The sequence below is a fragment of the Mesorhizobium sp. M1295 genome, assembly GCF_040318135.1.
GTDB lineage: Bacteria > Pseudomonadota > Alphaproteobacteria > Rhizobiales > Rhizobiaceae > Mesorhizobium.
The window spans coordinates 144,229-169,226 of sequence record NZ_JAMYLU010000008.1; the positions used below are offsets into that span (position 1 = coordinate 144,229).

22 protein-coding genes are annotated in these 24,998 nt (G+C 61.7%); 5 read left to right on the forward strand and 17 right to left on the reverse strand.

Going from position 1 to position 24,998, the window contains the following annotated elements; genetic code table 11:
* Positions 1–6 precede the first annotated feature (6 nt).
* The 10 genes from NKH29_RS13980 to NKH29_RS14025 form a co-directional block, all read right to left on the reverse strand.
* Positions 7–867, reverse strand: a complete 861-nt coding sequence (locus tag NKH29_RS13980; protein WP_023717666.1) for an NADPH-dependent oxidoreductase — start codon at positions 865–867, stop codon at positions 7–9.
* Between the two features lie 25 nt (positions 868–892).
* On the reverse strand, positions 893–1,969 hold the full coding sequence (locus NKH29_RS13985) for an LLM class flavin-dependent oxidoreductase (RefSeq protein ID WP_352999907.1): 1,077 nt from the start codon (positions 1,967–1,969) through the stop codon (positions 893–895).
* 74 nt (positions 1,970–2,043) lie between these two features.
* On the reverse strand, positions 2,044–3,399 hold the full coding sequence (locus NKH29_RS13990) for an LLM class flavin-dependent oxidoreductase (RefSeq protein WP_352999909.1): 1,356 nt from the start codon (positions 3,397–3,399) through the stop codon (positions 2,044–2,046).
* Positions 3,396–4,577 carry an acyl-CoA dehydrogenase family protein gene (locus tag NKH29_RS13995; protein ID WP_352999911.1) on the reverse strand — a complete coding sequence of 394 codons (1,182 nt, stop codon included), beginning with the start codon at positions 4,575–4,577 and terminating at the stop codon, positions 3,396–3,398. The genes NKH29_RS13990 and NKH29_RS13995 overlap by 4 nt, the downstream gene beginning before the upstream one ends.
* A 4-nt stretch (positions 4,578–4,581) precedes the next feature.
* Complete coding sequence (locus NKH29_RS14000) at positions 4,582–4,923, reverse strand: DUF3088 domain-containing protein (RefSeq protein ID WP_023717671.1); 342 nt, start codon at positions 4,921–4,923, stop codon at positions 4,582–4,584.
* A gap of 7 nt (positions 4,924–4,930) precedes the next feature.
* Positions 4,931–6,286, reverse strand: coding sequence for an LLM class flavin-dependent oxidoreductase (locus NKH29_RS14005; RefSeq protein ID WP_352494623.1), 1,356 nt, complete (start codon positions 6,284–6,286; stop codon positions 4,931–4,933).
* Between the two features lie 13 nt (positions 6,287–6,299).
* On the reverse strand, positions 6,300–7,475 hold the full coding sequence (locus NKH29_RS14010) for an acyl-CoA dehydrogenase family protein (protein ID WP_352999912.1): 1,176 nt from the start codon (positions 7,473–7,475) through the stop codon (positions 6,300–6,302).
* Positions 7,476–7,499: 24 nt separating this feature from the next.
* Positions 7,500–8,939 carry an NAD(P)-binding domain-containing protein gene (locus NKH29_RS14015; protein ID WP_352999914.1) on the reverse strand — a complete coding sequence of 480 codons (1,440 nt, stop codon included), beginning with the start codon at positions 8,937–8,939 and terminating at the stop codon, positions 7,500–7,502.
* Positions 8,940–9,688: 749 nt separating this feature from the next.
* Positions 9,689–10,690, reverse strand: a complete 1,002-nt coding sequence (locus tag NKH29_RS14020; protein ID WP_352999916.1) for a LacI family DNA-binding transcriptional regulator — start codon at positions 10,688–10,690, stop codon at positions 9,689–9,691.
* Positions 10,691–10,725: 35 nt separating this feature from the next.
* Complete coding sequence (locus NKH29_RS14025; RefSeq protein WP_023717674.1) at positions 10,726–11,175, reverse strand: VOC family protein; 450 nt, start codon at positions 11,173–11,175, stop codon at positions 10,726–10,728.
* A gap of 266 nt (positions 11,176–11,441) precedes the next feature.
* Between NKH29_RS14025 and NKH29_RS14030 the strand changes: the two genes are divergently transcribed.
* Genes NKH29_RS14030 through NKH29_RS14045 form a run of 4 tightly spaced genes read left to right on the forward strand, consistent with a single transcriptional unit; the run spans position 11,442 to position 15,499 of the window.
* On the forward strand, positions 11,442–12,338 hold the full coding sequence (locus tag NKH29_RS14030; RefSeq protein WP_352790208.1) for a carbohydrate ABC transporter permease: 897 nt from the start codon (positions 11,442–11,444) through the stop codon (positions 12,336–12,338).
* On the forward strand, positions 12,335–13,258 hold the full coding sequence (locus tag NKH29_RS14035) for a carbohydrate ABC transporter permease (RefSeq protein WP_352790205.1): 924 nt from the start codon (positions 12,335–12,337) through the stop codon (positions 13,256–13,258). The genes NKH29_RS14030 and NKH29_RS14035 overlap by 4 nt, the downstream gene beginning before the upstream one ends.
* 2 nt (positions 13,259–13,260) lie before the next feature.
* On the forward strand, positions 13,261–14,364 hold the full coding sequence (locus NKH29_RS14040; protein ID WP_352482627.1) for an ABC transporter ATP-binding protein: 1,104 nt from the start codon (positions 13,261–13,263) through the stop codon (positions 14,362–14,364).
* Positions 14,365–14,383: 19 nt separating this feature from the next.
* The gene (locus tag NKH29_RS14045) at positions 14,384–15,499 is read left to right on the forward strand and encodes an ABC transporter substrate-binding protein (protein WP_352999918.1); all 1,116 of its coding nucleotides are present in this window, start codon (positions 14,384–14,386) and stop codon (positions 15,497–15,499) included.
* A 587-nt stretch (positions 15,500–16,086) separates the two neighbouring features.
* Here NKH29_RS14045 and NKH29_RS14050 read toward each other — a convergent pair.
* The 5 genes from NKH29_RS14050 to NKH29_RS14070 all read right to left on the reverse strand — a co-directional run bounded on the left by NKH29_RS14050 (position 16,087) and on the right by NKH29_RS14070 (position 21,015).
* Positions 16,087–17,124: a phosphatidylglycerol lysyltransferase domain-containing protein gene (locus NKH29_RS14050; protein WP_023717678.1), complete on the reverse strand. Its 1,038-nt coding sequence runs from the start codon at positions 17,122–17,124 to the stop codon at positions 16,087–16,089.
* Between the two features lie 264 nt (positions 17,125–17,388).
* Entirely contained in the window at positions 17,389–18,111 is a 723-nt protein-coding gene (locus tag NKH29_RS14055) for a glycosyltransferase (protein WP_352494621.1), read from the reverse strand.
* Positions 18,112–18,200: 89 nt separating this feature from the next.
* Entirely contained in the window at positions 18,201–18,992 is a 792-nt protein-coding gene (locus NKH29_RS14060) for a glycosyltransferase family 2 protein (protein ID WP_352844043.1), read from the reverse strand.
* Between the two features lie 113 nt (positions 18,993–19,105).
* Complete coding sequence (locus NKH29_RS14065; protein WP_051409615.1) at positions 19,106–20,275, reverse strand: glycosyltransferase family 4 protein; 1,170 nt, start codon at positions 20,273–20,275, stop codon at positions 19,106–19,108.
* Positions 20,276–20,373: 98 nt separating this feature from the next.
* Positions 20,374–21,015 (reverse strand): sulfotransferase family protein, encoded by a 642-nt coding sequence (locus NKH29_RS14070; protein ID WP_023717682.1) that lies wholly within the window; start codon positions 21,013–21,015, stop codon positions 20,374–20,376.
* A 509-nt stretch (positions 21,016–21,524) separates the two neighbouring features.
* On the opposite strand from NKH29_RS14070, the gene NKH29_RS14075 reads away from it, so the two are divergent.
* The gene (locus tag NKH29_RS14075) at positions 21,525–22,439 is read left to right on the forward strand and encodes a sulfotransferase family protein (RefSeq protein WP_352999920.1); all 915 of its coding nucleotides are present in this window, start codon (positions 21,525–21,527) and stop codon (positions 22,437–22,439) included.
* Between the two features lie 18 nt (positions 22,440–22,457).
* Here the strand turns inward: NKH29_RS14075 and NKH29_RS14080 are convergent, their stop codons facing one another.
* Together NKH29_RS14080 and asnB are read right to left on the reverse strand one after the other, a co-directional pair.
* On the reverse strand, positions 22,458–23,153 hold the full coding sequence (locus NKH29_RS14080) for a sulfotransferase family protein (protein WP_023717684.1): 696 nt from the start codon (positions 23,151–23,153) through the stop codon (positions 22,458–22,460).
* Between the two features lie 72 nt (positions 23,154–23,225).
* Positions 23,226–24,968, reverse strand: a complete 1,743-nt coding sequence (gene asnB / locus NKH29_RS14085) for an asparagine synthase (glutamine-hydrolyzing) (protein WP_352999922.1) — start codon at positions 24,966–24,968, stop codon at positions 23,226–23,228.
* Between the last annotated feature and the right edge of the window lie 30 nt (positions 24,969–24,998).

Sequence of the window (24,998 nt, forward strand, 5' to 3'; positions counted from 1 at the left end):
GCGCGCCTATTTTAGCTTGAAGCCCAGCGCTTTGAGCACTTCGCCCAGGCGATCACGGCCTTTCAGCGCCGCCGTGCTGCCGATGCGGTTCGACATCAGCTCGGTCCAGTCGACCTCAGGCATCGACTGCTCCTGCTGGAAGGTGCGAAGCGTCTGGTTGTAGGCTGCGAGATCGTCCGGATGCGGAGCTGACTGGTAGCGCTCACGGTGCAGAACCACTGTCTGTGGCAGTCTGGGCTTGATGTCAGTCGCGGCCAGGAGATCGGGACAGCCGACGGTCAAGCCGAACATCGCGACGGTTTCCGGCGGCAGGCCGAGTTCGCGCGCCACCTCCTGCGGATGATTGCGCATGGCGCCGATGTAGCAGGAGCCGAGCCCGAGCGCATCGATCGCCACCACGGCATTTTGTGCTGCAAGTGCGGCGTCTATCACGGCCAGCAGAAAACTCTCCTGATAGTCGAGCCCCTCGCCCGCCCGGCCATTTGCCTTGGCAATGGTACGCAGCCGCGACAGATCGGCCAGCCAGACCAGCAGCAGCGGCGCCTGCTCGATATGGCGATTGATCGCCGCCAGTCCGGCAAGCCGCGCCTTGCGCGCCGGATCCTCGACGGCGACGACACTCCACGCCTGGAGATTGGAAGAAGTTGGCGCCGACTGGGCGGCAGCGACGATCAGTTCCAGCGTGCCTTCAGGCAGCGGCCTGGCCAGATAGTTGCGGACCGAGCGATGCGAAAGGATCGCCTCGAGGGCTTCGTTCCAGTTTCCGGTATGCGCGCTTTGCGGCGCTCGATAACGCCGCCGTAGCGCCGCTTCACCGCGTAGGTCAGCGTCGGAAGGGCGGATGCTGAAGGCGGCCGGCTGTGACATCGTGTTTCCTATTCAGAAGCGCGGCTTAGGCCCCATTGCGCAATAGCGGAAGCAATTGATCGCCTTGCCGCTTGATCTCGGAAAGATACGGTGTATCCGAGAGCACGAAGTGCGTGATGCCGAGATCCCGGTACCTGCCGAGCGAGCGGGCAACGTCGGCGGCCGAGCCGACCAGCCAGGTGGTGCCGGCGCCACCGCCGCCGTACTTGCCCGGCGCCGTATAGAGGTTGTCGTCCAGCACCTCGCCGCGCGCGTGCAGATCGAGCAGCCGCTGCTGGCCCACCGCTACCGCCCGACCGTGATCGTTCCAGCCGGCGCCCTTGCCCTTGGCCATCTCGTCGACTTTCGCCTCTGCGTCCGCCCAGGCCTGCCCAGCGGTGTCGCGGACCAGCGTGGTGACCCGCAACCCGAATTCGAGAGGCGGGAGGTCTCGGTCAAGTTCCCTGCTCAAGGCTTTGAGCCGCTCGATCCGCTCCCGGACGCCGTCGAGCGGCTCTCCCCAGAAGAGCTGGACATCCGCCTCGCTGGCCGACACAAGCTCGGCCGCCTCCGACGCGCCGCCGAAGTAGAGCTTGGGATGGCGCCGATCGCCACGGACATGGATGCGGGGCATCACGGTAGAACCAGTGACCTGGAAGTGCTCGCCCGCAAAGGTCACCTTCTCTTCAGTCCAAAGTCTGCGAACCAGCCGCATGAATTCTCGGGTGCGGGCATAGCGATGGTTCTGGTCACCTTCGCTGTCGCCATACGCAGCGAGGTTGTCCTTGCCCGACACTATGTTGATACGAACGCGACCGGCAGTCAGCTGATCGAGCGTGGCTACGGCGGATGCGAAGTGCGCCGGCCGCCAGTAACCCGGGCGGATCGCGATGAGCGGCTCGAAGGAGGTGGTCCGCGCGGCGAGCGAGGCCGCGACAGTAAACGTGTCGGGCCGACCCCAGCCGGTACCGATCAGCGCGCCCTTCCAGCCGTGTTCCTCAAGCGCCTTCGCGTGGCTGGTCAGCGTCTCCAGGCTGTTGTGGTCCTCGACGGCCGGCTCGCCGCGGTGACCGGGATCGACCTGATTCGGGATGTACCAAAGAAATTCGGTATCAGCGCTCATTGTCGGGCCTGTATTTTGGCCGGGCATGGAGGTCAGTGGCAGGACCTTCCGCTCCGTTGTATTTTGATGATCATTCAATGGGTGGCCTCATGCAGCGCTGGCGCCTTGTGCGGCTGCGGTGCAAAACGGCTTTCGGGCCTGATAAGGCCGAGATGGTCGCGCAGCGTGCGCCCTTCATATTCTGTGCGGAACAGGCCACGCCGGCGCAGGATCGGCACCACCGTATCGACAAAAACCTCCAGTCCGGTCGGCAGCACGTCCGGCATCAGGTTGAAACCGTCGGCGGCGCCGGCGACAAACCATCTTTCGATATCGTCGGCGATCTGCTCCGGCGTGCCGACGATGGTGCGGTGGCCGGTGCTGCCGTTCAGCGCCCGGATCAGCTGGCGAACGGTGAAATCGTTGCTGCGCGCGAGCGCGAGCGTGGCCTTGAAGAAGGTGTGGCCGCCGTTGGCCGGCAGCGGAATGGTATCGGGCAATTTTTCGTCGAGCTTCAGCCGGTCGCGGTCGATGCCAAGCACACCGGACAGCCGCCCAAGGCTGTAGTCGAGCGGGATGCGGTCCCAGAGCTCTTCTTGCCTTCGCTTCGCCTCGGCCTCGGTGCTGCCTATGATCGTGGCGAGCCCGGCAAGATTGAGCGGCACGCCGCCGCTCCTGCCATAGGCGACGGCACGCGCCTTCAGCTCCCGCGCATAGCCGAGCGCCTCCTCGAAGGATTGCGACGCGGAAAACACCGCTTCGGCGTGGCGGGCGGCGAGGTCCTTGCCGTCATCCGAACCGCCGGCCTGGATGACCACCGGATGTCCTTGCGGCGAACGCGGCACATTGTGCGGGCCATGAACCGAAAAATGTGTGCCCTTATGCTCGATGGCGTGAACCTTGGCGGCATCGACGAAACGCCCGCTGGCGACGTCGCCGATAAAGGCATCGTCCTCCCAGCTGTCCCACAATGCCTTGACGATGTCAGCGAATTCCGCTGCCCGTTCGTAGCGCCGGCTATGATCGATGGCGCCGGTGAGGCCGAAATTGCGGGCCGAGGCGGGATCGGCCGTGGTGACGATGTTCCAGCCGATGCGCCCGCCACTGACATGGTCGAGGGTCGCGAAGCGTCTGGCGATGTTGTACGGCTCGTTGAAGCTAGTTGAAGCGGTGGCGATCAGCCCGATGCGCTCTGTTGCGGCGGCTACCGTCGCCAGCACGATGGTCGGCTCCAGCGATGTGATCGGCCGATAGTCGATGCGATCCGAGATTGCCGCCTGGTCGGCAAGGAATACGGCGTCGAGTTTGGCGCGTTCGGCGATCTTCGCAACCTGCACATAGTGGTCGACGGTGAAGGCGGCATAGGGGTCGACGCCATCCATCCGCCAGGCCGCCGGCGAGAAGCCGGCATGCAGGATGTTGACGTTGAGATGGAGCTGCCGGCCGCTCATCGAAAGACGCCGGGCTCGGGATAGGCGCCGGTCAGGGACCAGGTGCCGACGGTGCGGGTCTTGTATTCAGCAGGGTTATGCAAGGTATGAATGCGCGCGTTGCGCCAAAAGCGGTCGAAGCCGTATTTGCGCACCGCCGAGCGGGCGCCCATCACCTCGAAGATCTCGGTCGTGACTTCGAGCGCGACATCGCCGGCCAGCACATTGGCCGCGGCGACGGCAACCGCCGCCTCACCGCGTTCTTGCTCGGTCAGCGCCTTGCCGCGGGCGATCGCGTGATCGATCGCCGCCGCCGCGCGATCGGCCAGCACCGTTGCCGCTCGCGTCTTGACCCAGAGCTCGCCATATTGCCGCTTGATCCACGGATCGTCGATATGGCGCTCGACGCCGGAATACATCCACGGCCGCGAACTGTTGAGCGTGTAGTCCCGCGCCGCCAGCAGCGCGCCCTGGGCCGTGCCGATGAAGACATTGAGCAACACGCTTTGCTGCTGCAGCGGGCCGATGGTGCGGATCGGCAGCGAGGCGTCGACCCAGCCGCGCACCAGTTCGCTGTCGTGGATCCTGACATCCTTGTAGGCGACCTTGCCGCTGCCGGTCTGCGTCTGGCCGATGCCGTCCCAGTCGTCGAGAATGCTGATGCCGTCGCGATCCGCGGGGATTGCCGCGAATTTCCTCTCGCCGCTGATCTCGTCTTCCCACGAGGTCGAAAGATAATCGGCCACATGCGAGCCGGAGGCGAAGGGTTTGAAACCATTGACGATCGTCCACTCGCCATCCTTGCGACCGAACAGCGTTTTGGAAAAGCTGTTGCCGGTGTTGCCCCAGAACCAGTCGCCGGCAGCCGAACGCCGCAGCAGATCGGCCGAACGCGGCTCGTCCGAATTGAGCCTGGCGGCGATCAATGCGCTGAAATGGTAGCCGTAGATGTGGCCGATCGAGCCGTCGACCTTGGCGAACTCGCGGCCGATCTTCAGCGCCGTCGAATAGGGTTCGCCGGCGCCGCCGAATTCCTTGGGGATGACGATTGTGAGCAGGCCGCTTTCCTTGAGCAGGCGTATCTGTTCGCTCGGCCTGCCACCAAGCTGGTCGCGCTCGACCGCGTCGCGGGCAAAGATGTCGCGCAGTTCGACCGCCTTGGCGATCCATGGATTGGAGGTATCGGGATCGAAGGTCATGCTGTCACTCATGCAGATGCGGGAAGCCGTGGCGCTCGGCCAGAAGCGCAAGAATGCATTTGGTGTCGTCGGCGAAGGCCTGGCCCTTGGCCGTCGGCAGGTCGGTGGGCGGATCGCCGCCGATGACGAGCACCGGCAGGGACTGATGCCGCTCGCCGAGCGCGTCGATCACCTTGTCCCTCGGCCTCGCGAACGGCACGCGCTCGACGTCCAGTCTGGCGGCGAGATCGGGAAAGGCGGCGAGCATCCCTTCGACCTGGTTGCAATAGGGACAGACGAATGTCCGGCCTGGATGTTTCGGGTCGGAGAAACCCGGCTGAATGAGAAAGAGCTTGTCGCGCGCCATGGTCTGCCTATTCCGCGGCTGCCGCGGCGGACCGCGAAAACCGATTTGCCGGCCGCTTCAGGCCGAGATTGTCGCGCAAGGTCCTGCCCTCATACTCCTGACGGAACAGGCCGCGGCGGCGCAGTTCCGGCACCACCAGTTCGATGAAATCCTTCAAGCCGCCAGGCATGATCGGCGCCATGATGTTGAAGCCGTCGGCGCCGTAATTCTCGAACCGCTCTTCCATGGTGTCGGCGATCTGTTGCGGCGTGCCGACCACCTGCCAGTGGCCACGGGCGCCGGCGATGCGCAGATAGAGCTGCCGAATGGTCAGATTCTCGCGCCGTGCCAGGTCGATCACCAGAGCCTGCCGGCTCTTGCCGGCGTTGGTCTCGGGCAAATCCGGCACGGGCCCGTCGAGCGGGTATGAGCTGAGATCGAAGCCGCCAGCCAGCGCCGACACCAGGCCGAGGCCGACTTCCGGCTGGATCAGGTCCTGCAGCTGTTCGAACTTCTCCTGCGCCTCGGCTTCGGTCCGGCCGACGACCGGGAAGATGCCAGGCAGCACCTTCAGGTCATCTTCCGAGCGGCCATAGTTGCCGAGCCTGCCCTTGACGTCGGCATAGAATGCGGTGGCTTCGTCGAGCGTGATCTGCGCGGCGAAAATCGCTTCCGCGGTACGAGCCGCCAGCTCCTTGCCCGGACCGGACGCCCCGGCCTGGACCACAACCGGATGACCTTGCGGCGTTCGCGGCGTGTTCAGCGGACCGCGCACCTTGAAGTGCTGGCCCTTGTGGTTCAGCACGTGCAGCTTGTCCTTGTCGAAATAGCGCCCACTCGCTTTGTCGCGCGAGAAGGCATCGTCTTCCCAGCTGTCCCAGAGGCCGAGCACCACATCGACGAATTCTTCAGCCCGGTCGTAGCGGTCGCCGTGCTGGATATGCGCCTCGTGGCCGAAATTGAACGCCGCTTCCGGATCGGAAGAGGTGACCAGGTTCCAGCCGGCACGGCCGCCGCTCAAATGATCGAGCGAAGCGAACTGGCGGGCCAGATTGTAGGGATCGGAATAGCTGGTCGAAGCCGTGGCGATCAGGCCGATGTTCCTGGTCGCCGCCGAAAGCGCCGACAGCAGCGTGATCGGCTCGAACGGATAGACGCCGCTATGCGCCTTGCGGCTGGCGACCTCCAGATCCTTCAGCCGCGCCGCGACGCCGTCGGCGAAGAAGATCGTGTCGAACTTGGCCGCTTCCGCCAACCTGGCAAGTTCAATGTAGTCGCTGAGGCTGGTTCCCTCGCCCGCCGCCGGATGACGCCAAGCGGCGACATGGTGGCCGGTGAAGAGCAGAAACGCTCCAAGCTTGAGCTTGTCCTTGCGCCTGGCCATGTCTCCCGCCTCCTCAGCGATACAATCCGCCGACCGGGAAGTCCCCGGTCAGCAACCAGGTGCCAATGGTGCGCTTCTTGTACTCGGCCGGATTGTGCAGCGTGTGCGTTCGCACGTTGCGCCAGAACCTGTCGAAGCCGTTGGCCTTGGTGGCCGAGCGGGCGCCCATCACCTCGAAAACCTCGCTCGAGGCATCGAGGCCGATTTGCCCGGCATAGACATTGGCGGTGGCGAGATCGATCGCCGTCTGCCCGCGCTGCTCCAGGGTCAAGGCCTCGCCTTGGCTATAGGCGGCATCGAGGCTTTTCGCCGCCACATCGGCGAGTTCGGCCGCGGCGAGCGTTCGGATATAGAGATCGCCATATTTGCGCTGCACGAACGGGTCGTCCGTGTGCTTCTCGTAGCCGGAATAGATCCAGGGGCGCGATTGCGAGACCGTATAGTCGCGCCCTTCGCTCAGTGCTCCCTGCGCACTGCCGACGAACAGGTTGAGCAGGACCGCCTGCTGGAAAAGTGACGTCAGCGTCTGGAACGGCGTTAGCGGCGCCGCGGGTGAGCCGATCAGTTCGTCGTCGCAGACATGCACATCCTTGAAGGTCACCTTGCCGGAACCCGTCTGGCGCTGGCCGACACCATCCCAGTCGCCCTCGATGACGATGCCTTCGCGATCGGCCGGGATCGCCGCTGCCAGCCGGTCCTGACCGTCCTCCCAGGCGACCTGGATATAGTCGGCGATATGCGAACCGGAAGAAAAAGGCCGAAAGCCGCTGAGGATCCAGCCCTTGCCGTTGCGCTTGGCCGTCGAGGTCTTTGACATGGCGTTGCCGGAATTGCCCCAGACCCAGTTTTCCCGGGCTGAGCGCGTTAGCAGCTGATCCTTTTGCGCCTGCGTGCCGCGAAACAACACGCCGTTAAGCGGCAGATGATGGTAGCCGTAGAGATGGGCGAGCGAACCATCGGTGCGGGCGAATTCGCGCACCACGCGAAGCACCGACAGCCAGGATGCGCCCTTGCCGCCATAGCGCTTGGGAATCTGCGCCGACGGCAAGCCGCTCTCCTTCAGCAGCCGGATCTGTTCGACCGGCCGTCCGCCGGCCTTGTCACGCGCCACCGCATCCCGATCGAAGATCTCGCGCAACTCAACCGCCGTGGCGACGAACGGGTCGGAAAGGTCAGGGCTGAAGGTCATCGGCACTTGTCCATTGAAATGCGTCTATTCCGCCGCGATGGTCTGCGCCGGCCGCCAAACGGCAGAGGCATAGGCCTCTTCGCCGAATTCGGCCGGATGGCTGCCGGTTATGCGGCTCTCATGGCTGTCGAGATCGGCGAGGAAGAGATCGCGGCTGATGCGGGCAACCACGGCGGGCACATCGCGCCTGATCGACGGGATATCGCCGATCGGCAGGCCGAAGCTGACGAAGCCGCCGGGATTGAAGACATGGACATCCTTCAGGAACGGCGCCTCGCCCGGCGCCTTCTCAAGGAATTCATGACCGAGACCGAGATAGGGATGGGCGCCGAAGAATTTATCGCGTTCTGCTTTGGGCGGCGCGTACTGGTCGCGCCACAGGCGGATAGAGGCGGCGAAATCGGCGAATTCGGGCTTGCGTGTCGGGTCGGCGAAATAGCCGGTACCGGCGATGACGAAGTCGAAGGCAAACGTCTCACCGGCGATCTCGGTGACGACCTTACCGCTGTCGACACCGGCCTTCGTCCATGGGGCGCCGAGGTGCAGGTGGAAATTCTGGTGCCGCACCATCCGCTCCACCGCATCGGGTGGCGGCGTCGAACCGGCATCGCGAAACCGCAGCGCCTGGCGCCAGCGCACCGCATCCGGCAGCAGCGGATAGTTGTCATAGGCACCGGGATAGCCGCGGACGCGATTGATCGGCACGCTGGCAATGCTGTTGCGGCGGGCAAAGAGACGCACCGATTTTGCCCCGGCCTCAAGGGCCGTCCCGGCTGCATCGAATGCCGAAGCCGCGGAACCGACGACAGCGATAGCCTTGCCCTTGAGCGAGGCAAAATCGATTGCCGCCGAACTGTGCGCGACGATACCCGGGGGAAGAGCTGCGAACACATCCGGTATCACCGCACCGCCGCTGCCGCCAAAGCCATTGGCCAGGATGATCTTGCGCGCTGTTTCGACCGATCGTTTGCCTTCCGCTTCGAGATCGAGGCGGAAATGCCCGGCAGCCGGCTCGATGCGCAGGAGACGCGTGCCGTAGCGGATGCCGATACCGAGGAACTCTCGATACCATTTCAGGTAACTCGCCCAATCCGTCCGCGCGATGCGGTCGAAACCGGCATACGCTTCCGCACCGTGGCGGGCTTCATACCATGACTGAAAGCTCAAGCCTGGCAGACCGAGTTCTGGTCCCGGCAGGCCTTTCGGCGTCCGCAGCCGGTTCATCCGCGCATGGGTAAGCCAGATGCCGGCCTTGCCTTCGTCCGATGCGGCGTCGATGACCGTGACCTTGCCGATGCCGGCGCGCCTCAGCGCGAAGGCGAAGGTCGCGCCCGTCTGCCCGCCACCGACGATGAAGACATTGTGGTCGATGCCCTCCCGATCCGGCACCCAGTTCTGCGGATCGGGACCGATCAGTCGAAGTGTTTCGCGGGCGTCGTGATCTGGATCGGACGGTAAGGCCATTTCGGTCCCGGCTGAAGTTCAAGCGTTGCGCCAAACTCCGCCTCGCTCGACAAACAGTCCAGAAATGTCTGCTTTGATTGCCCGGTAGTTTTTTTCACTTGCATTGCAACGACGCGCTTTCACCGCCGACCGAATGGGCGGTGGGTGTGGCCTCCCTGGAGCATCTTTTGATATTGCAGCGAGCGCAGGCACTGTTACGGCTCCCGCACAATACGCATGCGTAGCCGGGCATTGGTGTCGAGGACATCAGCAGCGCCGCGTGGGATCAGCTTTGTGTGACGTCCGCCATCTGGCAGACGGCAGATCGCGGATACACTGGCGACGGCCCTCGCGAGATAAGTCAGCGCAGCTATTCAAAAGGCGTCCTAAGAGTGCGGTCGGATACTCGGTCGCAAGAACGGATATGGACGAGAAGGAGAACTTTCGTGTGCAGTTGTTGCACACAAACCCTCATAAACATTTGATTTTATTTATCTATCTTCCCCATCCATCATTGGCGCCACCGCAAGTCTGTGGCGTAACATATTCATTTCATTATCTTCTTAATGTCTCTGTCAGACCAATTTGGCGAGGATGCCCACCCAAACGTAACCGAATTTACGATTTTGCCGCCGCAACTGAAAGCCCCTCAGCTACATCAATCTTTCGCTGCACACGTAGGGCGCACGAAACCGGTGAGCAACGTCCGCTCCGCCACTGCGCATCGCGCTGCCACGCTGGTCGTGTCTGACGAGCGAACGCGCCGTGCCTCAGGTGGATTGGCGGATCACCAGTTCCGGGTCGATCAGCGTCACGATCGGCGTCGATAACGGCTTGCCGATCATCGACAGGATCCGCTCAACCGCATGGCTGCTGACCGCGGCGGCGGCATAGTTGATCGACGTGATCGGCACCGAGCTGAAGTCCGCCGCTTCGGTGTTGTCATAGCCGACGATCGCCAGTCCGCCGGGCACGGAGACGCCCTGCTCGCGACACCAGCGCAACGCTCCGATGGCGAGCGAATCGGTCGTGGCAAACAGCGCCGTCGGCCGCTGCTTCAGCTTCATTGCCTCGCCGATCGCCTGAAAACCGTCGGTCGCCGAATGGCCGCCGGGCTTGACCACGACGAGCGCATCGGCGGGAAGCCCTGCCTCGGTCACGGCGCGAAACGCGCCGTCATGCTTTTCGCTGTTGCCGAGCAGCTGCGCCGCGTCGAGCATGGCGATGCGACGATGGCCGCGCTCGATCAGGTGTCGGACCGCCTTGTAGCCGCCGCTGCGGTCGTCGATCGCCACCACGTCGAGGCCGGCAACCGGAATATCGGCAAGCACCAGTGCGGGATATCCGACCTGACGCACCGCGCGGATGTGGTCGAGCCGGTCGTGGTTGGTCGGATAGATGAGGATGCCGTCGACCTGCCGCGAGCGGAACACGTTCAGCGCACTCCACTCCTTGGCGGAATCGTGGTCGCTGGCGGCCAGCATCAGGGAATAACCACGCTGGGCGAGCTCCCTCTCGAGGAAACGCGACACCAGCGTCAGCGTCGGGTTCATGATGTCGGTGAGCACCAGCCCGATCGTCCGCGTCTCGCGGCTGACCAGCGCCTGCGCGATGGTGTTCGGAAAATAGTTCAGGCTCTGCGCGGCCGACTGGATACGGTCGCGCGTTTCCTCCGGAATTCGCAGACTGCCGCGCAGCGCCAGCGAAACGGTGTTCGCCGAGTAGCCGGTGGCCACCGCGATGTCCTTCAGTCGGGTACGGGTTCTCTGCAAGATCTCGTCACATTGGCCATGTTGCCTGAGAGGACTTAAGCCGGCAGCAATCCCTCTTCGCGCAACCGTTTCAGACCCTTGTACTGAAGGCAATCGGCGTGCATCTCCATCAGCTCGATGCGATTGCCGTCAGGATCCTCGATCCAGGCCTGGCGGTTGCCGTCGAGCCCGTCCTTGATCTGTGCGGTCAGCTTGATGCCGTTGGCCTCGATCGCCGGGCAGAAGCTGTCAAGATTGTCGATCGTCAGGCACATGTGATTGACGCCGTTGGCGTTCCAGCCGGGAGCGCGATCGTTTTCCGCACCGGGAAATATCTCCAAGAACACCTCTTCCGTGATCCTGAGATACACCAGCCAAGTGCTGCCGTCCTTATTGTGAAGGCGCAGCATCTCGGGAAAGCCGAGCTTGTCCCTATAGAAGGCGAGGCTGGCGTCCAGGTCCTTCACCTTGATGGCGGCGTGGCCGAAGCCGGTGATCCCTTTCATGACGTTTTCCTTCCGATAGGTCGAATTTCGTATGAGCGTTAATATCGCCTTTGCTCCCCGCCGCGCGCTTTGTCAATATGAATTCTCACCCGCCAAAGCGCGGGTTTGCTGCGCTGCAGCGTCGTTTTCTCGAATGCCCGGTGCCATTTGATCCCGATTTGCTTGTTACTGTTGACAGAGCGATATCGTCATGATTGGTTTAACGCTAATATGAAAATTGCCAGGGCCGCGATCGGCTAAGGCAGGCCTTCGAGGGAGGAACCCGAATGGCGCTCAGGTGGAGCAAGGTCTCGCCGCAGCTTGCGCTGATTCCTGCGCTCACGGTCACCCTGGTGGCCTTCGCCGGCGCCATCGGATGGACGATCTGGATGTCGTTCACGCGTTCGCGTCGTTTCCCTGACTACGCGATCGACCCCGCAGTTTGGGCGCGCCAGTATGACCGGCTTTTCAGCGACGGCGTCTGGATGACCTCGCTCCGGAACGTCGTCGTCCTGGCGATCGGCAGCGCGCTCGCCATCGTGCTGGGTTTCATCCTGGCCGCGATGATCGAGAAGGAAAAGCGCGGCGAAGGCTTCTTCCGGACGATTTTTCTCTATCCGCTCGCGGTGTCGCTGATCGTCACCGGCATCGTCTGGCGCTGGATGTTCAACCCGGCCCTCGGTGTCCAGAACTTCCTGCACCAGCTGGGCTGGGAAAGCGCTAATTTCAACTGGCTGGCCGATCCGGCCACGGCAATCTACGGCATCATTCTCGCCTCGATCTGGCACGGGCTCGGCTTCTACATGGCGCTGATGCTGGCCGGCCTGAAGTCGATCAACACGGAAATCTGGAGCGCCGCCAAGCTCGACGGCGTGAGCTTCTGGCGGCTCTACGTCGAGATCATCATTCCGATGCTGAAGTTCACGTTCCTGACCTGCGCGATCCTGCTGTCGCTCGGCGTGGTCAAGACCTACGACATCGTGCTCGCCATGACCAATGGCGGACCCGGTACGTCAACCTGGACGCCGGCCTATTTCGTCATCAACGCCTATTCGACCCGTTCCAACATCGGTTACGCGTCCGCCGCAGCAGTCATCATGCTGTTGATCACGGCTGCCGTCTTCCTGCCGCTGATGCTGGTCACCGCCTGGCAAGTCCGCCGTCGCCAGGCCGCCGCCGTATGAATGCCGTGTCCGCTTACGAGACATCAGCGGCCGCGCGCATCGGCGGGCGCGTCTACCCCCGTAGGCGCCGCCGCATCAAGGGAGCGTCGATCGCCGTCCTCGTGTTCCTCGCCATGTGCGCGGCCTTCATTTCGATCCCGCTCTACGTGGTGATCGTCACCTCTTTCAAGACAATGGACCAGATCGCGCTCGGCGAGGTCTTTTCGCTGCCGACCACCTGGACATTCGAAGGCTGGTGGAAGGCCTGGGCAGAAGTCTGCTCGGGCATGACGTGCGAGGGTGTCAGGCACGGATTCTTCATCTCGCTCGCCATTCTGTTCCCGAGCCTGTTCCTGTCGATCGCCCTGGCGTCGGTCACCGGCTACGCGCTGGCTCTGTGGAACGTCCGCTGGGCTGGCCCCTTTCTGTTCGTATTGTTCATGTGCGTCTTTGTGCCGTTCCAGATCATCATGATCCCGTTGGTCGCCCTGACCGCCTCGCTCGGCATCTACGGCACCATTTGGGCGATCGCCGTCATCCACGCCGTGCTGGCGATGCCGCTGCTGACGTTGATCTTCCGCAATTTCTACAAGGACGTGCCGCCCGAGATCATCAACGCGGCGATCATGGATTCCGGTAGCTTCTGGCGCATCTTCGCCGAGATCATCCTGCCGATGTCCGGCAACATCATGATCGTCGTGCTGATCCTGATGATCACCAGCGTCTGGAACGACTTCCTGATCGGGCTCACCTTTGGCGGCATGGGCGCCCAACCGATGACCGTCATCCTGGCCAACACCGTCATCACGGAGCGCGGCGAGGTCCACTACAATGTCGACATGGCCGCAGCTTTGCTGACGGCCATCCCGCCGCTGGTGGTCTATTTCGGGCTCGGCAAATTCTTCGTCCAGGGCATCACCGCCGGAGCCATCAAGGGATAGCCGTGCCGAAGGTCGAATTCAAAAATATCGTCAAGCAGTTCGGGCGCGTCACCGTGCTCGAGGATCTCGACCTCACCGTCAATGACGGCGAGTTCCTGGTGCTGCTCGGCCCGTCCGGCTGCGGCAAGACCACATTGCTTAACCTGCTTGCCGGCCTGCAGGAGGTGACCGCAGGCTCGATCACCATCGGCGGCCGCGATGTCACCGATCTCGATCCCAAGGACCGCGGCCTGGCCATGGTGTTCCAGTCCTATGCGCTCTATCCGACAAAAACGGTGCGCGGCAACCTGAAGTTCGGCCTCTCGGCGCAACGGCTCGACCGCGGCGAGATAGAGCGGCGTGTCGCCTGGGCCGCACAGCTGTTGCGTATCGAACCGCTGCTCGACCGCCGTCCGGCGCAACTGTCCGGCGGCCAGCGCCAGCGCGTCGCCATCGGCCGCGCGCTGGTGAAGAATGTCGACGTGTTCCTGTTCGACGAGCCGTTGTCCAACCTCGACGCCAAGCTGCGCACCGAGATGCGTCTGGAGATCAAGAAGCTCCACCACGACCTCAAGAAGACGGTCGTCTACGTTACCCATGACCAGGTCGAAGCGATGACTATGGCGACGCGGATCGCTGTAATGGACGGCGGCGTCATCCAGCAGATCGGCACGCCGGACGAGATCTACGAGCGGCCGGCCAACCTCTTCGTCGCTCGTTTTGTCGGCTCGCAGCCGATGAACGTCTTCGAGACGACGATCGATCTCACCGGCAACCGCGTCGTCGCGACCCACCGGTCGACCGGCGTCGAGATGGACCTGTCCGACTATTCCTTCATCAGGCAGCCGGCCACGGGCATGAAGGTGCTGGTCGGCTTGCGGCCGGAGCATTTCTCGATCGGCAGGCCGAATGGCGGCAAACCGGCCGCCATCTTCGACCTGCCGCTGCGCTACAGCGAAAAGACCGGTAGCGACGGTACCGCCTTCTTGGCGGCCGCCGACGAGCTGCTGGCTGTGCATGTAGACCATTCGCAGATCGGCGCGCTGCGGGACGGCGCCAGCGTCAGAGCGATCTTTCCGGCCGACCGGTTCAATCTTTTCGACGCCGAAACTCGGAGTCGGATTTAACATCAATAGGGAGGAAACGATGTCCAGAAGACTGACGTCCAAGAGACTGCTGGGCGCATTTGGACTGGCGCTGGCGATCGGCGCCGCGCCGTTCGCCAGCGCCGCCGCCACCGAGCTCAAACTGTTCCATACATGGTCGAATGAGAGCGAGATCGGCGCGCTCAACGCGATCGTCAAGGCGTTCGAAGCGAAAGGTAATAAGATTACCGAGATGGCCGTGCCGCACGAGCAGGCCGGCTCCAGCCCGCTGGTCAGCCTGATCGTCGCCGGCACACCACCCAATTTGTTCATCAACTCCGAGCCTGGCCTTTATCGCGATCTGACCAAACGCGGACTGGGCGAGCCGCTCGACGCCTATTTCGACAAGATCGGGGCGACGCCGAATTTTCCCGAAACGGTTTTGAAGTCAATCAAGGTCGACGGCGAGATCCGCAAAATCCCGACCGGCGTCCATATCGACGGGATGATCTACTACAACAAGAAGGTCGCCGCCGAGGCCGGCGTCGACCCGACCAAATGGGCCTCGCTCGACGATATGTTCGCCGACATGAAAAAGGTCCAGCAGGCCGGCTTCACCTTCATCGGAGTGGGCGGCAACACGTTTCAGGCCGGCTATCTCTTTCATGCCCTGGTCGCTGCCGTCGCCGGCCCGGACATATACAACCGCTTCTATGGTGAAACGCCTGACAAGACTGTGTTCGACGAGAAAGGCCTGCGCGACGCGATCGACATGTTCCGCAAGATCACCAGCCAGGCCGACGCGGGCTGGGTGAACCGGCAATGGAACGAGACGACCAGCACGGTCATTTCGGGCAAGACGCTCATGCAGATCCATGGCGACTGGATGAAGGGTCAGTGGAAGGCCAACAAGAAGGTGCTCGGCGAGGATTTCGGCTGCATCAACATTCCCGGCACCAAGGCGCTATCGGTGACGGTGGATGCGTTCGGCATCCTCGGCGGCCAGCCCGATGACGTGCTCAAGGCAGAGCTCGACTTCGCCGGTACCGTCGTCGACCCCAAGATCAACGCCGAGTTCGCTTCCATCAAGGGATCGAGCCCGGTGCGCCTGGACGTTCCGACGTCATCGGGGATTTCCGCAGCGAATACGCGGCGGTCTTCCCGTAATATTGGTTGAGTCCGCGCCGCCCACCTGCCTCGCGAGTTCGTCGAAGGACGATACCCTCTCCCGTGAACGGGGAGAGGTTGATCGATCATTTGGCCAACTCAACGCGCCGCCACTAACCCACGGGAAAACATTTTGCGCAACAGACGGCGGGGGCAACTCCTGCATCCATTGACAGTCGTCATGCTCGGCTGGAGAATGAAGAAGGTCAACGGCGATAGCCATGCGGGAAGGCAATGGTCCAACCGCCAGATACCGGACACCGTCCTGGCAGCGTCGTCGCGGTCATCGTCATTTGTTTGATCATCGTCGCTTTGTTCTTCATAGGCTTCAGATACTCAAGGCCAGGCCAAGGTACCCTCGTTATTCCTGGCGGTACGCTGCAGCAACCGTGAATCCGACCCCTTGGCGCTGATGCGGAGCCGTTCTCGGGCTACCAAAAGTGCCCCGGCGGGACTGGGGACGACAGCAAGAACCGTCCGGCGCTTCGCGGCCGGTCTTTTGCATCCCGCCGCGGCCTTCCTTTCCCACCTAAACAACCAAGCCTGGCCGGTGTGAGGTCGACATACTGGGAGACGACGAGCCCCATCCACCAGGCACTAGACGGCCCTGATCAGCCGGAGCAGAGAAAGCGCCTCGAAAAAGGTCCCCTTGCGAAAGGCGAGATAGGTCGGCTCTTCGACACCGTGGAACCGGCGCTTGAAGGCCGCCTGCCCCTGCAGGTTGAAGCGGGTGCGATTGACCCACGGCGATTCATAGGCGCGCTGGAAAGCGCACCGCCAGAAATCGCTTTCGACAAACCCGCTGGGTCCGATTTCGACCAGCGGCGACAGGCCGAGGGTAACGACGGAAACACCTTCGTTGCGAAAGCGGTCGACCGCAAATTTGGTCAGGCCGATCTCGGCATGCGCCGAGGCATCGATGTGCTTGCGCTTGAACGAGGTGGTGTAGCCGATGACCTTGCCGTCACTGAACAGCGGATCGAAATCCAGCAAGGCCACGAGCTCTCCATCCGGACCGTGCAGGACGAAGCGGCGCATGTCGATGCCAAGGTGATCGGCAAAGGGCCTGTTGAGAAACCTCATCTCCCAGCGCTTGACGATGCGGTCTGCCCGCCAGTTCTGGGAGAGCCTGGCAATCTCGTCGAGGAAGACGGTCCCGTTGTCCTCCGCAAAGGAAAACCCCTTCCTCAAGAGCCAACGTTCGGAATAGCGCACTGTCTCATTGCGCCTTCCGGAAAAGTCGTGGCCGGGCAGGACAAGCCTGGTGTCGACGCCAAGGCGGTTGACCTGATAGCCAAGCCCGGCAAGCACGCGCGCCGTCTGTTCGCCGATCTGCACGAACCACGGGCTGCCTGCAACCTCGACGAAACGTTTGATATAGTCGCGCCGATCGGCCGGGGCAGCCATTGGATCACCGAGCGCGAAATGATGTCGCGTTTTGCTGCCGTAAGCGATGTAGCCCTGGGCATCGCCGAAGTAATGAAGCCCCTTCTGCACGGCGGCCGAATAGGCAAGGGAAAAATCACCATGGCGACGGACCAGCGCCAGGCGCTCGACATGGTTCAGCTGCAGCCGCGGTATTTTAGGCCCGCGGTTTTCCAAAAAACGATCGAGGCGTCTTCGCAATGACGGCATGGTCGACTTTCGCGTGCCGGCTAGGCCGATGAAAGAGCTGACGGACCCCAGACCGATCATATTGCCGCGAGCTGATCCTTACCTGGTGCGGCATCTTATCCGGCCGGAACCGCCAGATTTAGGCACAATCCGCCCCCGGTCCCGCCCCAAGGCGGCACCACGCATTGTTGTCGACGCCCAGCGTCTGACGGCTGGTTGCTGCGCTCTTCGCGACACGAAATCGATTCCACTTCGGAAGCGCTCACCTGCCAAACACGATGGCGCTTATCGAACTGCGCTCTGAGAAGATTGTGCTTGATCTGAAGCCAGGAATTCGTCGCGTTCTGCTATCCACAAATCGGCATAGTCGACATTCTGCCACTCGGCAAACCACGGGCCGCCGCTCGTATAGTGGACCGCCTTAGGTGTGCCGACAGCAGGCTTTTCGTTCCAGCCTTCGAGCCAATTCCACTCTACCGGCAATGAGCCCAGATCTTCGTCGGCAACCCACTGCATTCGGTGAAGATAGGCGCCACTTTCCTGGTTCACGACCTCTGGCGTGAGCGATTTGACCGAGGGATGCGCGCAATTGAACAGCATCAACGACGACCAGTTTTTCCGAGGATAGGATGTCTGGACCACGCCATCCATCTTGGTCGTGGCCTTCGGCGTATAGTCATGCTGGACGCAATAGACCGCCTTGTCCGAGTCCGTATATTTCAGCAGGCCTGCGACGTCACCGAGCCACAGGAAATCGCAATCGCAAAACAGGGCCCAACCCGTGTAGCCGGCGAGAAAGGGCGTCAGAAAGCGCGTGTAGGTGAACTCCGTTGAGGCGAGCGGGTCTTTTTCCCGCCAGTACAGCCCGCGGCTACGCATCTCGTCCTGCTTGATCGGAATGACGGAGACAGGCGCCGACGCATGTTTGAGCAGCGAGTGGCGCGCGACGTCGTACGCGATCGGCTCACGGCTGTCCCATCCGATAAATACCCTAAACGCATCAGTCATATTCACTACCCTGGCTTTCGATTTTAACGGTCGTACACTAACTAGTTGGCGATGGCTCGGCAACAATGGCGGTCGCGCAAGCCGGTTTCTCACAGATTTGTCCTGGCCTCGGTCTTGCTGGTTCGGGTGGAATTGGCCTCGCTCCCCAATGCCACACGCGCCCATTTCTGATAGGTGTAGCTGGCGGAATAAGCGGCAACCATCGCCCCAGTGGAACCGTCCAGAAATCCCAGCCGGAAAACATAGCTGCGCATATAAGCCCAGACAGAGCGCAAAACCGCCTTGCCTATCGAGCTTTTTTTGCCCTCGGCAAGCAGCCGCGCGGCGGACGCTTCGGCGTACCGGCCAATCTTGTCGTGGGCATCCGCCAGGTCGGCGATGGAGTCGTGCTCGATCGGCTGGGACAATCGCCCGACCTTCCCGTTCACCACTACTTTCTCGTGCACGGTATCGTCGCTGAAGCGCCCGGAGCGGCGACGAAATAGCCTGAGCACCAGATCGGGTGACCAGCCGCCATGGCGGACAATATGCCCGCAAAAGCGCGATCTTCTCGGTATTTCGAAGCCGTCATAGCCTTTTGGGTCGGCGATTGCGGCTCTGATTTCCGCACCGAGCGGCGCCTCCACCCACTCATCGGCATCCAGCGAAAGGATCCAATCCCCCGTTGCCGCGGCAAGCGCACGGTTTTTTTGCGCGCCGAAACCGGGCCAATCAAGGGTCATCAAAACCTTGGCTCCGAGATCACCGGCAATGTCCCTGGTTCTGTCGCTGCTGTCATTGTCTAGAACGACGATTTCGTCGGCAAAATCCACCGAACGAAGGCAGCGCGCGATGGACGCCTCCTCATTGCGGGTGATGATAACGACCGAGAGCACCGGCACGGTCAGAAGGTTCCGGCATCAAAGCTGCCGCTGTCATTCGAATGTATCTGCAGCATCGGCTCCCGGCCTGTTAGCGCACTGAGGGTACTAACCTAATCCAACAAAGTCGAAAATCATTTCAGATCAAGGCTTTCATACAGCGCCATCATTCGCTTTATCATGACGTTGAAATCATAATGCTCGGCCGCCGCTCTCACCCGGGTCGCGGTCTCACATCGTGACGACAACTGCAGCGCGTGCGCGAGCCCTGCAGCGAGGTCGCTTTCGCTGGCCGCGTCGCAAACAAGCGTCGGCTCGAACCGCTCGACAAGCTCGCGCGCTCCGCAGCCGGTGCTTACCACAGCGGGCAAGCCGCTGGCCATGGCCTCGATCACCACTGTGCCGAAAGGATCATAGATGGAAGGCAGCACGGCAATATCGGCCGCGCCGTACCACGGCAACATGTCCTTTTGCGGCCCCAGCATCTTGAGCCTTGCGCCGAGACCCAGCCTGTCACCAGCCTGCCTGAAGGCGTTGGCGCGCGAATCGTGGCCGACGACCCACAATTCCGGCTCGCCATCGAGCCTGGCGACAGCCCTCATCAGTGCAAGAAGCCCCTTTCGCGCAAAGCCCGAGCCGACAAACAGGACGACCGACCTGTTATCGTCGACGTCGAGCCGCGCGCGGACCGCGGTCCGATGCTGTTGGCGCAGTTGCGGATTGAAGCGGTCGAGGTCCACGCCGTTGGGGATATGGTGCACATTTTCCGCCGGATAATCGTAGTGACGGACAATGTCGTCTGCGACCATTTTCGAAATCGCAATGACAGCTTTGAGCCGTGGGCTGGCATAGGTTGCGCGCTCGAGGCGCAGCGTCTGGCGGTGAAAAGGGCTCAGCGCCATTGCCGCCCTGCCAAGCCGCGTCTGGAAACGCCGCCGCTCGGCAAGATAGGCGGCATGAACGCCCTCCCCGGCCCGGAAGACATCGCAGCACGGGAGGCGATCGTTGCTCTGCACCAGCGCCCGTGGCATCTCGGCGATCTTGCGGCAGGCGGCTTGAGCAAAGGACGTCGCCCGCAGCGAACGCGGAAAGCGGCGGCCGGCGCAATGGATGAACTCTATCCCTTCATTACGCGGCCAGTCGCCGGAGAGCACGGCCACCGGCCGCTGACGCGCCGCGAACGCGGCCATGATGTTTTCCAGCATGATCTCGCCTCCACCGAAAGGCGCATAACGCTGGCGCACGAACAGGATCGGCACTGTCGGTTCGGCTTGGACCTGCCGATCATGCTGAGACAGAGCCATTTGACCTCGCTACGCCGTGAAGATTTGCACATGATCGACTGGAGTGTCGTTTTCCTGAGGTAGACTGTGCGCCGCCGAGCAGAAGCCGCGCATTGCCGTCAGTAGCCGAAAGCCTCAAAATCCTCGGCATAGAGGCTAGAGACGATCCCGCGCGATCTCTTATCATAGTAATCGTCGGCCTTGCTCGTCGCATCCGTTCGGCTTTGGCTGCGGTGGATGGTGTTGCTGATTTGCCTGCCGCCACTGATCCGATCCCACACCTTTTGGAAGTCCTCGGCGAAATTTTCGACACGACCGATAAAATCAAACTCGGACGTGGGCATGACAAGCGACGATGTCTGCGGAGCCCAATGGAGGTCCGCATACAGCCAGCCATCTTCCAGGAGATCACAAAATTCACAGAAAGTCGGGATATTGCCGCGCTTACCGATGTTTTTCTTTCCCGTCGCGACCTTATCCAAATAGGCCGACAGCACGCGGCTGTAGGGATTCCGCACAAACGTGAACGCGAACACGTTCGAAATCGAATCAACCTGATCGACGGTCAATTGCGACGGACGCAACAGGGTGTCGCTCTGCAGCAATTGTTTCTTCGCGCCGGCGAGCTGGAACTTTTCGCGAAATTTAAGCTGGGCCAAGTTTATTGTGACCGTAGAGTTGGCCGACTTCGCAATGCGATTGTAGAAAAATCCGTGATCGGGATCAAACAATCCTTGCCGATCGGCGGTCAGTATCGTCAATTTGCCGCCATACGGGTATCGCTTGTAAAACGGAGAAGCCAGTATGGTCCTTTTGGCGACCGTTCGGCCAACCTTTGTTTTGATTTTCCGAAATCGTTTCAGCACATTCGAGCTCGATCCGTGAGTGGTTTCGTCCCCCGTTTACCGTGCCCACCGCGGCGTATAGCGTAAGTCTGTCGACGCTGCCAAGTTAGAGATTGAATGTAAAAAATTTGGCGGAACATTTGCGTTGTCTAACGCCTTCCCACCCCCGGAAAAACATCGCAGCACAAAAGGCGATCATTGTCCTGCACCAGGGCCGGAAGCGTTGGTCGTGCTGTGACAAGCCCGTGCGACGCGCGATGCCTCTATCCACCTCAATTGAGCTTTCGAACTTGGCGGGAGTTTCTTCGCGGTCTATTAAGCGCCGTAAGCCAGCCTTGGATAGGGCAATGCGGTAAAGACAGTCTGCCTGCTTACAGGCCTATGCCACGACAGGTAGACTGATTTCAAGGCGAGGGTTTTTGCCGATGACGACCAGCCATGTTTCGCCCGATAATGTCGTGCCGGGCAAACCCCAGCTCGGCGCACTCCGTCGCCTCGAGCGCTCGTTGCGGCCACGGCTGCAAAGCCTTCGCGACGTAGTCAGGGAGCCGTTTCTTGCCTGGGCGCATCCGGAAGCCCTCGCCTTCTACCGCAGGGCCGTGGCAACCGCATACCTGCCGGACGACTTGATCGACGTGGTCCCGCAACTCAAGATCCTGTACCTGGCAACGCCGAAGGCGGCCAGCAGCCGCATTCGAAGCAACCTTGCAGCCATGATCGGCAACGACACCGTGTCGGGGTGGCGCAGCGACCAGAACTGGAAGGTCCACAACCGAAAGGCGTCACGGTTGCAGGCGCCTCGCCATGGCATCGTGCAGTTCCACCACATGGCGACAAGTGCTGAAGCCTTGCGATTTACCTTCGTTCGCAATCCCTACACCAGGCTGTTGTCGTGCTGGGCCGACCAATATCGCGACCGTCCCCTTGTGCCTGGCTATGGCAGGGTCGAGGTCTATCTGGCCCACCGCGAACGGGCCGATCCGGCGCTGCCTGTCGGCGCTGACAAGAGCCTGTCCTTTGCAGATTTCGTCGCCTTTGCCTGCAAGACGTCCACATGGCGCATCGACAAACATTGGCAGAGGCAAAGCGACATTGTCGAAGTTCCAGGAGTTGCGTTCGACCTCATCGGCAAGACCGAGACTTTCGCAAAGGATTTCGAACGGGTTCTCGATCATGTCGGTGCAGGCGACGATATGCGGCGCGCGGCGATGCCGCCCCTGCACACCTCCTCGCGTCGCAGGCTTGCCGACTACTTCACGCCAGAACTGGCGGATTCCATCTATCGCGCATATGAGCGCGACTTCGATCAGTTTGGCTATCCGCGCGCGCTTCCAGAGTGAAAATATCGGGCGTATCGCTCAAAGGTACCCGAAAGCCTGCATCAGGGGCTTCCCACGGCCCTCGGTAAGCTCCGCCAATTCCTGCTGACCAAGGTCGGTCTTCCATCGTCCGCGCCCGTCATAGATCGGCTGATTGACCTGCTGGTTGCGGAGTGCAGTATGTTGCTTCTCAAGTTCGACTTCGGCCGGCTTGAACCATTGCTGCGGCTTCCTGTGATAGTCGAGCAGGTCCGGGCTGAAGGGCAGGTTGAGAAAGCCGCAGATGCGCTCGACGATCTTGGCCGGATCCTCGACCAGATCCTCGTAGCGATAGATCAGTACATCCGGCTGTCCTTGTTCGGCGAGAACGAGCGCATTGTCGCCGATCCAGCGGTCGAGCGCCTCCCTTGGATCGCCAAGACGCTTGGCCAATGACGCCACGACGTCGCGCCCGTCCCGCACCGGCATCACGAAACGCGCCCCGGGCACGAGGCGGCGAATACGGCCGACGCGACGGATATGCCGCGGCGTTTTTTCAAGCAGCAAGGTCTTTCCGGCACCGCGCGCCGCGCGCTTCAGCTTCCAATAGCGAAACATCGCCAGCGGCGTCCATTTGAAGAAGACATTGGTTTCCTGGAACGGCAGGTAGACGTCGGGATGGGCTGCGAGGATCGTCGCGATCAACGTCGTGCCGCTATGACCGCAGCCGCATATGAATCCGGTCCGCATCACCATGTCGGCAGTGCTCCCATGGCCCGACCCCGCTCCGTCACGGCGAAAAAGAAATGCTGGCAGCCTTGAGGGTGGCTATGCGGAGGCATTCGAAAACTTGGCGCCTTTCAGGAAACCGGACAATACCGCCTCCTGATAGCTTTCCTCGGATTGCGAAGCCACGGCCGTTCGCTTCCAGCTTTGTGGAAGACCAAATCCCTGCTTCTTACGTTTGAGCGTGCTTGCCGGCAAAACATTGCGATATGCGTATTTAAGCCCGCCCTTAAGCTGGCCATCCTTGTAAAGAAACGACTCCGGCAGGCTGAACGCATATTCGATCATCGTTCGCGACAGGAACGGGATACGCGCTTCGAGCGAAACCGACATGCTCAACCGATCGACCTTGGTCAGGATATTGTTGGGCAGACTGGTATGAAAATCGAGATATTGCAGGCTGCGCAACGGTCCGAGTTCCGGCTTCCACCACGCCCTGAGATGGGCGAGTTCATCATAGTCAGCAGCGATGGCAAGGCGTTCGCGATAGACGTCGCGCTGCCATCTCGTTCTGCCGGAGCCAATGGCGATGGAGAGCTCGACCGGGTCACGCGTGGTGATCAGGCGCAAATTGCGGTCCTTCAGGCGCCACCCGCTCTGTGAACCGAACGGGACGAAACGTTGCTTCCTGCGAATGCCGCTAAACCGCTTGTATGAGCGATAGCCGCCGAAAAGCTCGTCCCCGCCATCGCCCGTCAGCACGACGGTCCTGTCGCGGCTGGCAAATTCGCAGACACGAAACGCCGGGATGGCGGCCTTGTCGGAAAGCGGCTCGTCATACCATTCCCGCGTGCGGTCGAAGACGTCATCGAGCTCTGTCGGCTGCAGGATCCGGATCGCGTGTTCGGCGCCGAACAGCGCCGCGACCTTGGCCGCCTGCGCGCTCTCGTCAAATCTCGGATCTTCGAAGCCGATCGAAAACGCCTTTGCCGTGGGGTTCACCGCAACGGCATGCGACAGGACAACCGCCGAGTCTATGCCGCCACTGAGAAAATAGCCGACCGGCACATCGCTCACCATGTGAGCGGCAACGCTCGCCTGCATGCGGTCCCGCAGCCCGTCGGCCAGGCGGTCGTCATTGTCCGAGCGGAGTTCGGTAGGCATGGTCCAGTAACGCCCGACATCGACGCGGCCGGTTTCCAGATCGAATGTCAGCCGACTTGCGGCCGGAAGTTTGAAGATATTGCGGTAAAGGCTTTTGGGCGCTGGAATATAGCGGCATGCGAGATAGTCCAGGACAGCCGTCTCGTCGATCGGCGGCAGATCGTCGCCGAGCCAGGTCTGCAGCGCTTTGAGTTCCGACGCCCAGGCAAATCGGCGTCCCGAATGGAAGTAGAAGAACGGCTTCATGCCCGGCCGGTCGCGGATCGCATGCAGCTTGCGGCGTTCCCCGTCATGGATCACGGCCGCATACATGCCGTCCAGCTTCTCGCAGAGCCCTTCGAGCCCCCACACCCGATAGCCATGCAGCACAACTTCGGAATCGGACTGCGAGGTGAATACGCAGCCTTTGGCAATCAGATCGGCGCGGAGCTCGCGACAGTTGTAGATCTCACCATTGACCGTGATCGCGAACTTCCCGTCGGCGCTGACCATGGGCTGATTGCCTGCCGCCGAGAGGTCGATAATGCTGAGGCGCCGAAACCCGTGATAGAGATCGCTGGTGACACGTGCGCCGCCATAATTCGGGCCGCGGTGCACAAGCGTGTCGCGGGCCTGGTCGGCACGATGGATATCGTCGGGCGAAAAGCCCTCGGCACGATAGACGCCGAACAATCCGCACATCATTGGCTCCGCAGGAAGATCTTCGGTTCG

Excerpts from the sequence above, each read along its gene's own strand:
- NKH29_RS13980 (WP_023717666.1), bottom strand. The coding sequence starts at position 867 with ATGTCACAGCCGGCCGCCTTCAGCATCCGCCCTTCCGACGCTGACCTA.
- NKH29_RS13985 (WP_352999907.1), bottom strand. The coding sequence starts at position 1,969 with ATGAGCGCTGATACCGAATTTCTTTGGTACATCCCGAATCAGGTCGAT.
- NKH29_RS13990 (WP_352999909.1), bottom strand. The coding sequence starts at position 3,399 with ATGAGCGGCCGGCAGCTCCATCTCAACGTCAACATCCTGCATGCCGGC.
- NKH29_RS13995 (WP_352999911.1), bottom strand. The coding sequence starts at position 4,577 with ATGACCTTCGATCCCGATACCTCCAATCCATGGATCGCCAAGGCGGTC.
- NKH29_RS14000 (WP_023717671.1), bottom strand. The coding sequence starts at position 4,923 with ATGGCGCGCGACAAGCTCTTTCTCATTCAGCCGGGTTTCTCCGACCCG.
- NKH29_RS14005 (WP_352494623.1), bottom strand. The coding sequence starts at position 6,286 with ATGGCCAGGCGCAAGGACAAGCTCAAGCTTGGAGCGTTTCTGCTCTTC.
- NKH29_RS14010 (WP_352999912.1), bottom strand. The coding sequence starts at position 7,475 with ATGACCTTCAGCCCTGACCTTTCCGACCCGTTCGTCGCCACGGCGGTT.
- NKH29_RS14015 (WP_352999914.1), bottom strand. The coding sequence starts at position 8,939 with ATGGCCTTACCGTCCGATCCAGATCACGACGCCCGCGAAACACTTCGA.
- NKH29_RS14025 (WP_023717674.1), bottom strand. The coding sequence starts at position 11,175 with ATGAAAGGGATCACCGGCTTCGGCCACGCCGCCATCAAGGTGAAGGAC.
- NKH29_RS14030 (WP_352790208.1), top strand. The coding sequence starts at position 11,442 with ATGGCGCTCAGGTGGAGCAAGGTCTCGCCGCAGCTTGCGCTGATTCCT.
- NKH29_RS14035 (WP_352790205.1), top strand. The coding sequence starts at position 12,335 with ATGAATGCCGTGTCCGCTTACGAGACATCAGCGGCCGCGCGCATCGGC.
- NKH29_RS14045 (WP_352999918.1), top strand. The coding sequence starts at position 14,384 with ATGTCCAGAAGACTGACGTCCAAGAGACTGCTGGGCGCATTTGGACTG.
- NKH29_RS14050 (WP_023717678.1), bottom strand. The coding sequence starts at position 17,124 with ATGCCGTCATTGCGAAGACGCCTCGATCGTTTTTTGGAAAACCGCGGG.
- NKH29_RS14055 (WP_352494621.1), bottom strand. The coding sequence starts at position 18,111 with ATGACTGATGCGTTTAGGGTATTTATCGGATGGGACAGCCGTGAGCCG.
- NKH29_RS14065 (WP_051409615.1), bottom strand. The coding sequence starts at position 20,275 with ATGGCTCTGTCTCAGCATGATCGGCAGGTCCAAGCCGAACCGACAGTG.
- NKH29_RS14075 (WP_352999920.1), top strand. The coding sequence starts at position 21,525 with ATGACGACCAGCCATGTTTCGCCCGATAATGTCGTGCCGGGCAAACCC.
- NKH29_RS14080 (WP_023717684.1), bottom strand. The coding sequence starts at position 23,153 with ATGGTGATGCGGACCGGATTCATATGCGGCTGCGGTCATAGCGGCACG.
- asnB (WP_352999922.1), bottom strand. The coding sequence starts at position 24,968 with ATGTGCGGATTGTTCGGCGTCTATCGTGCCGAGGGCTTTTCGCCCGAC.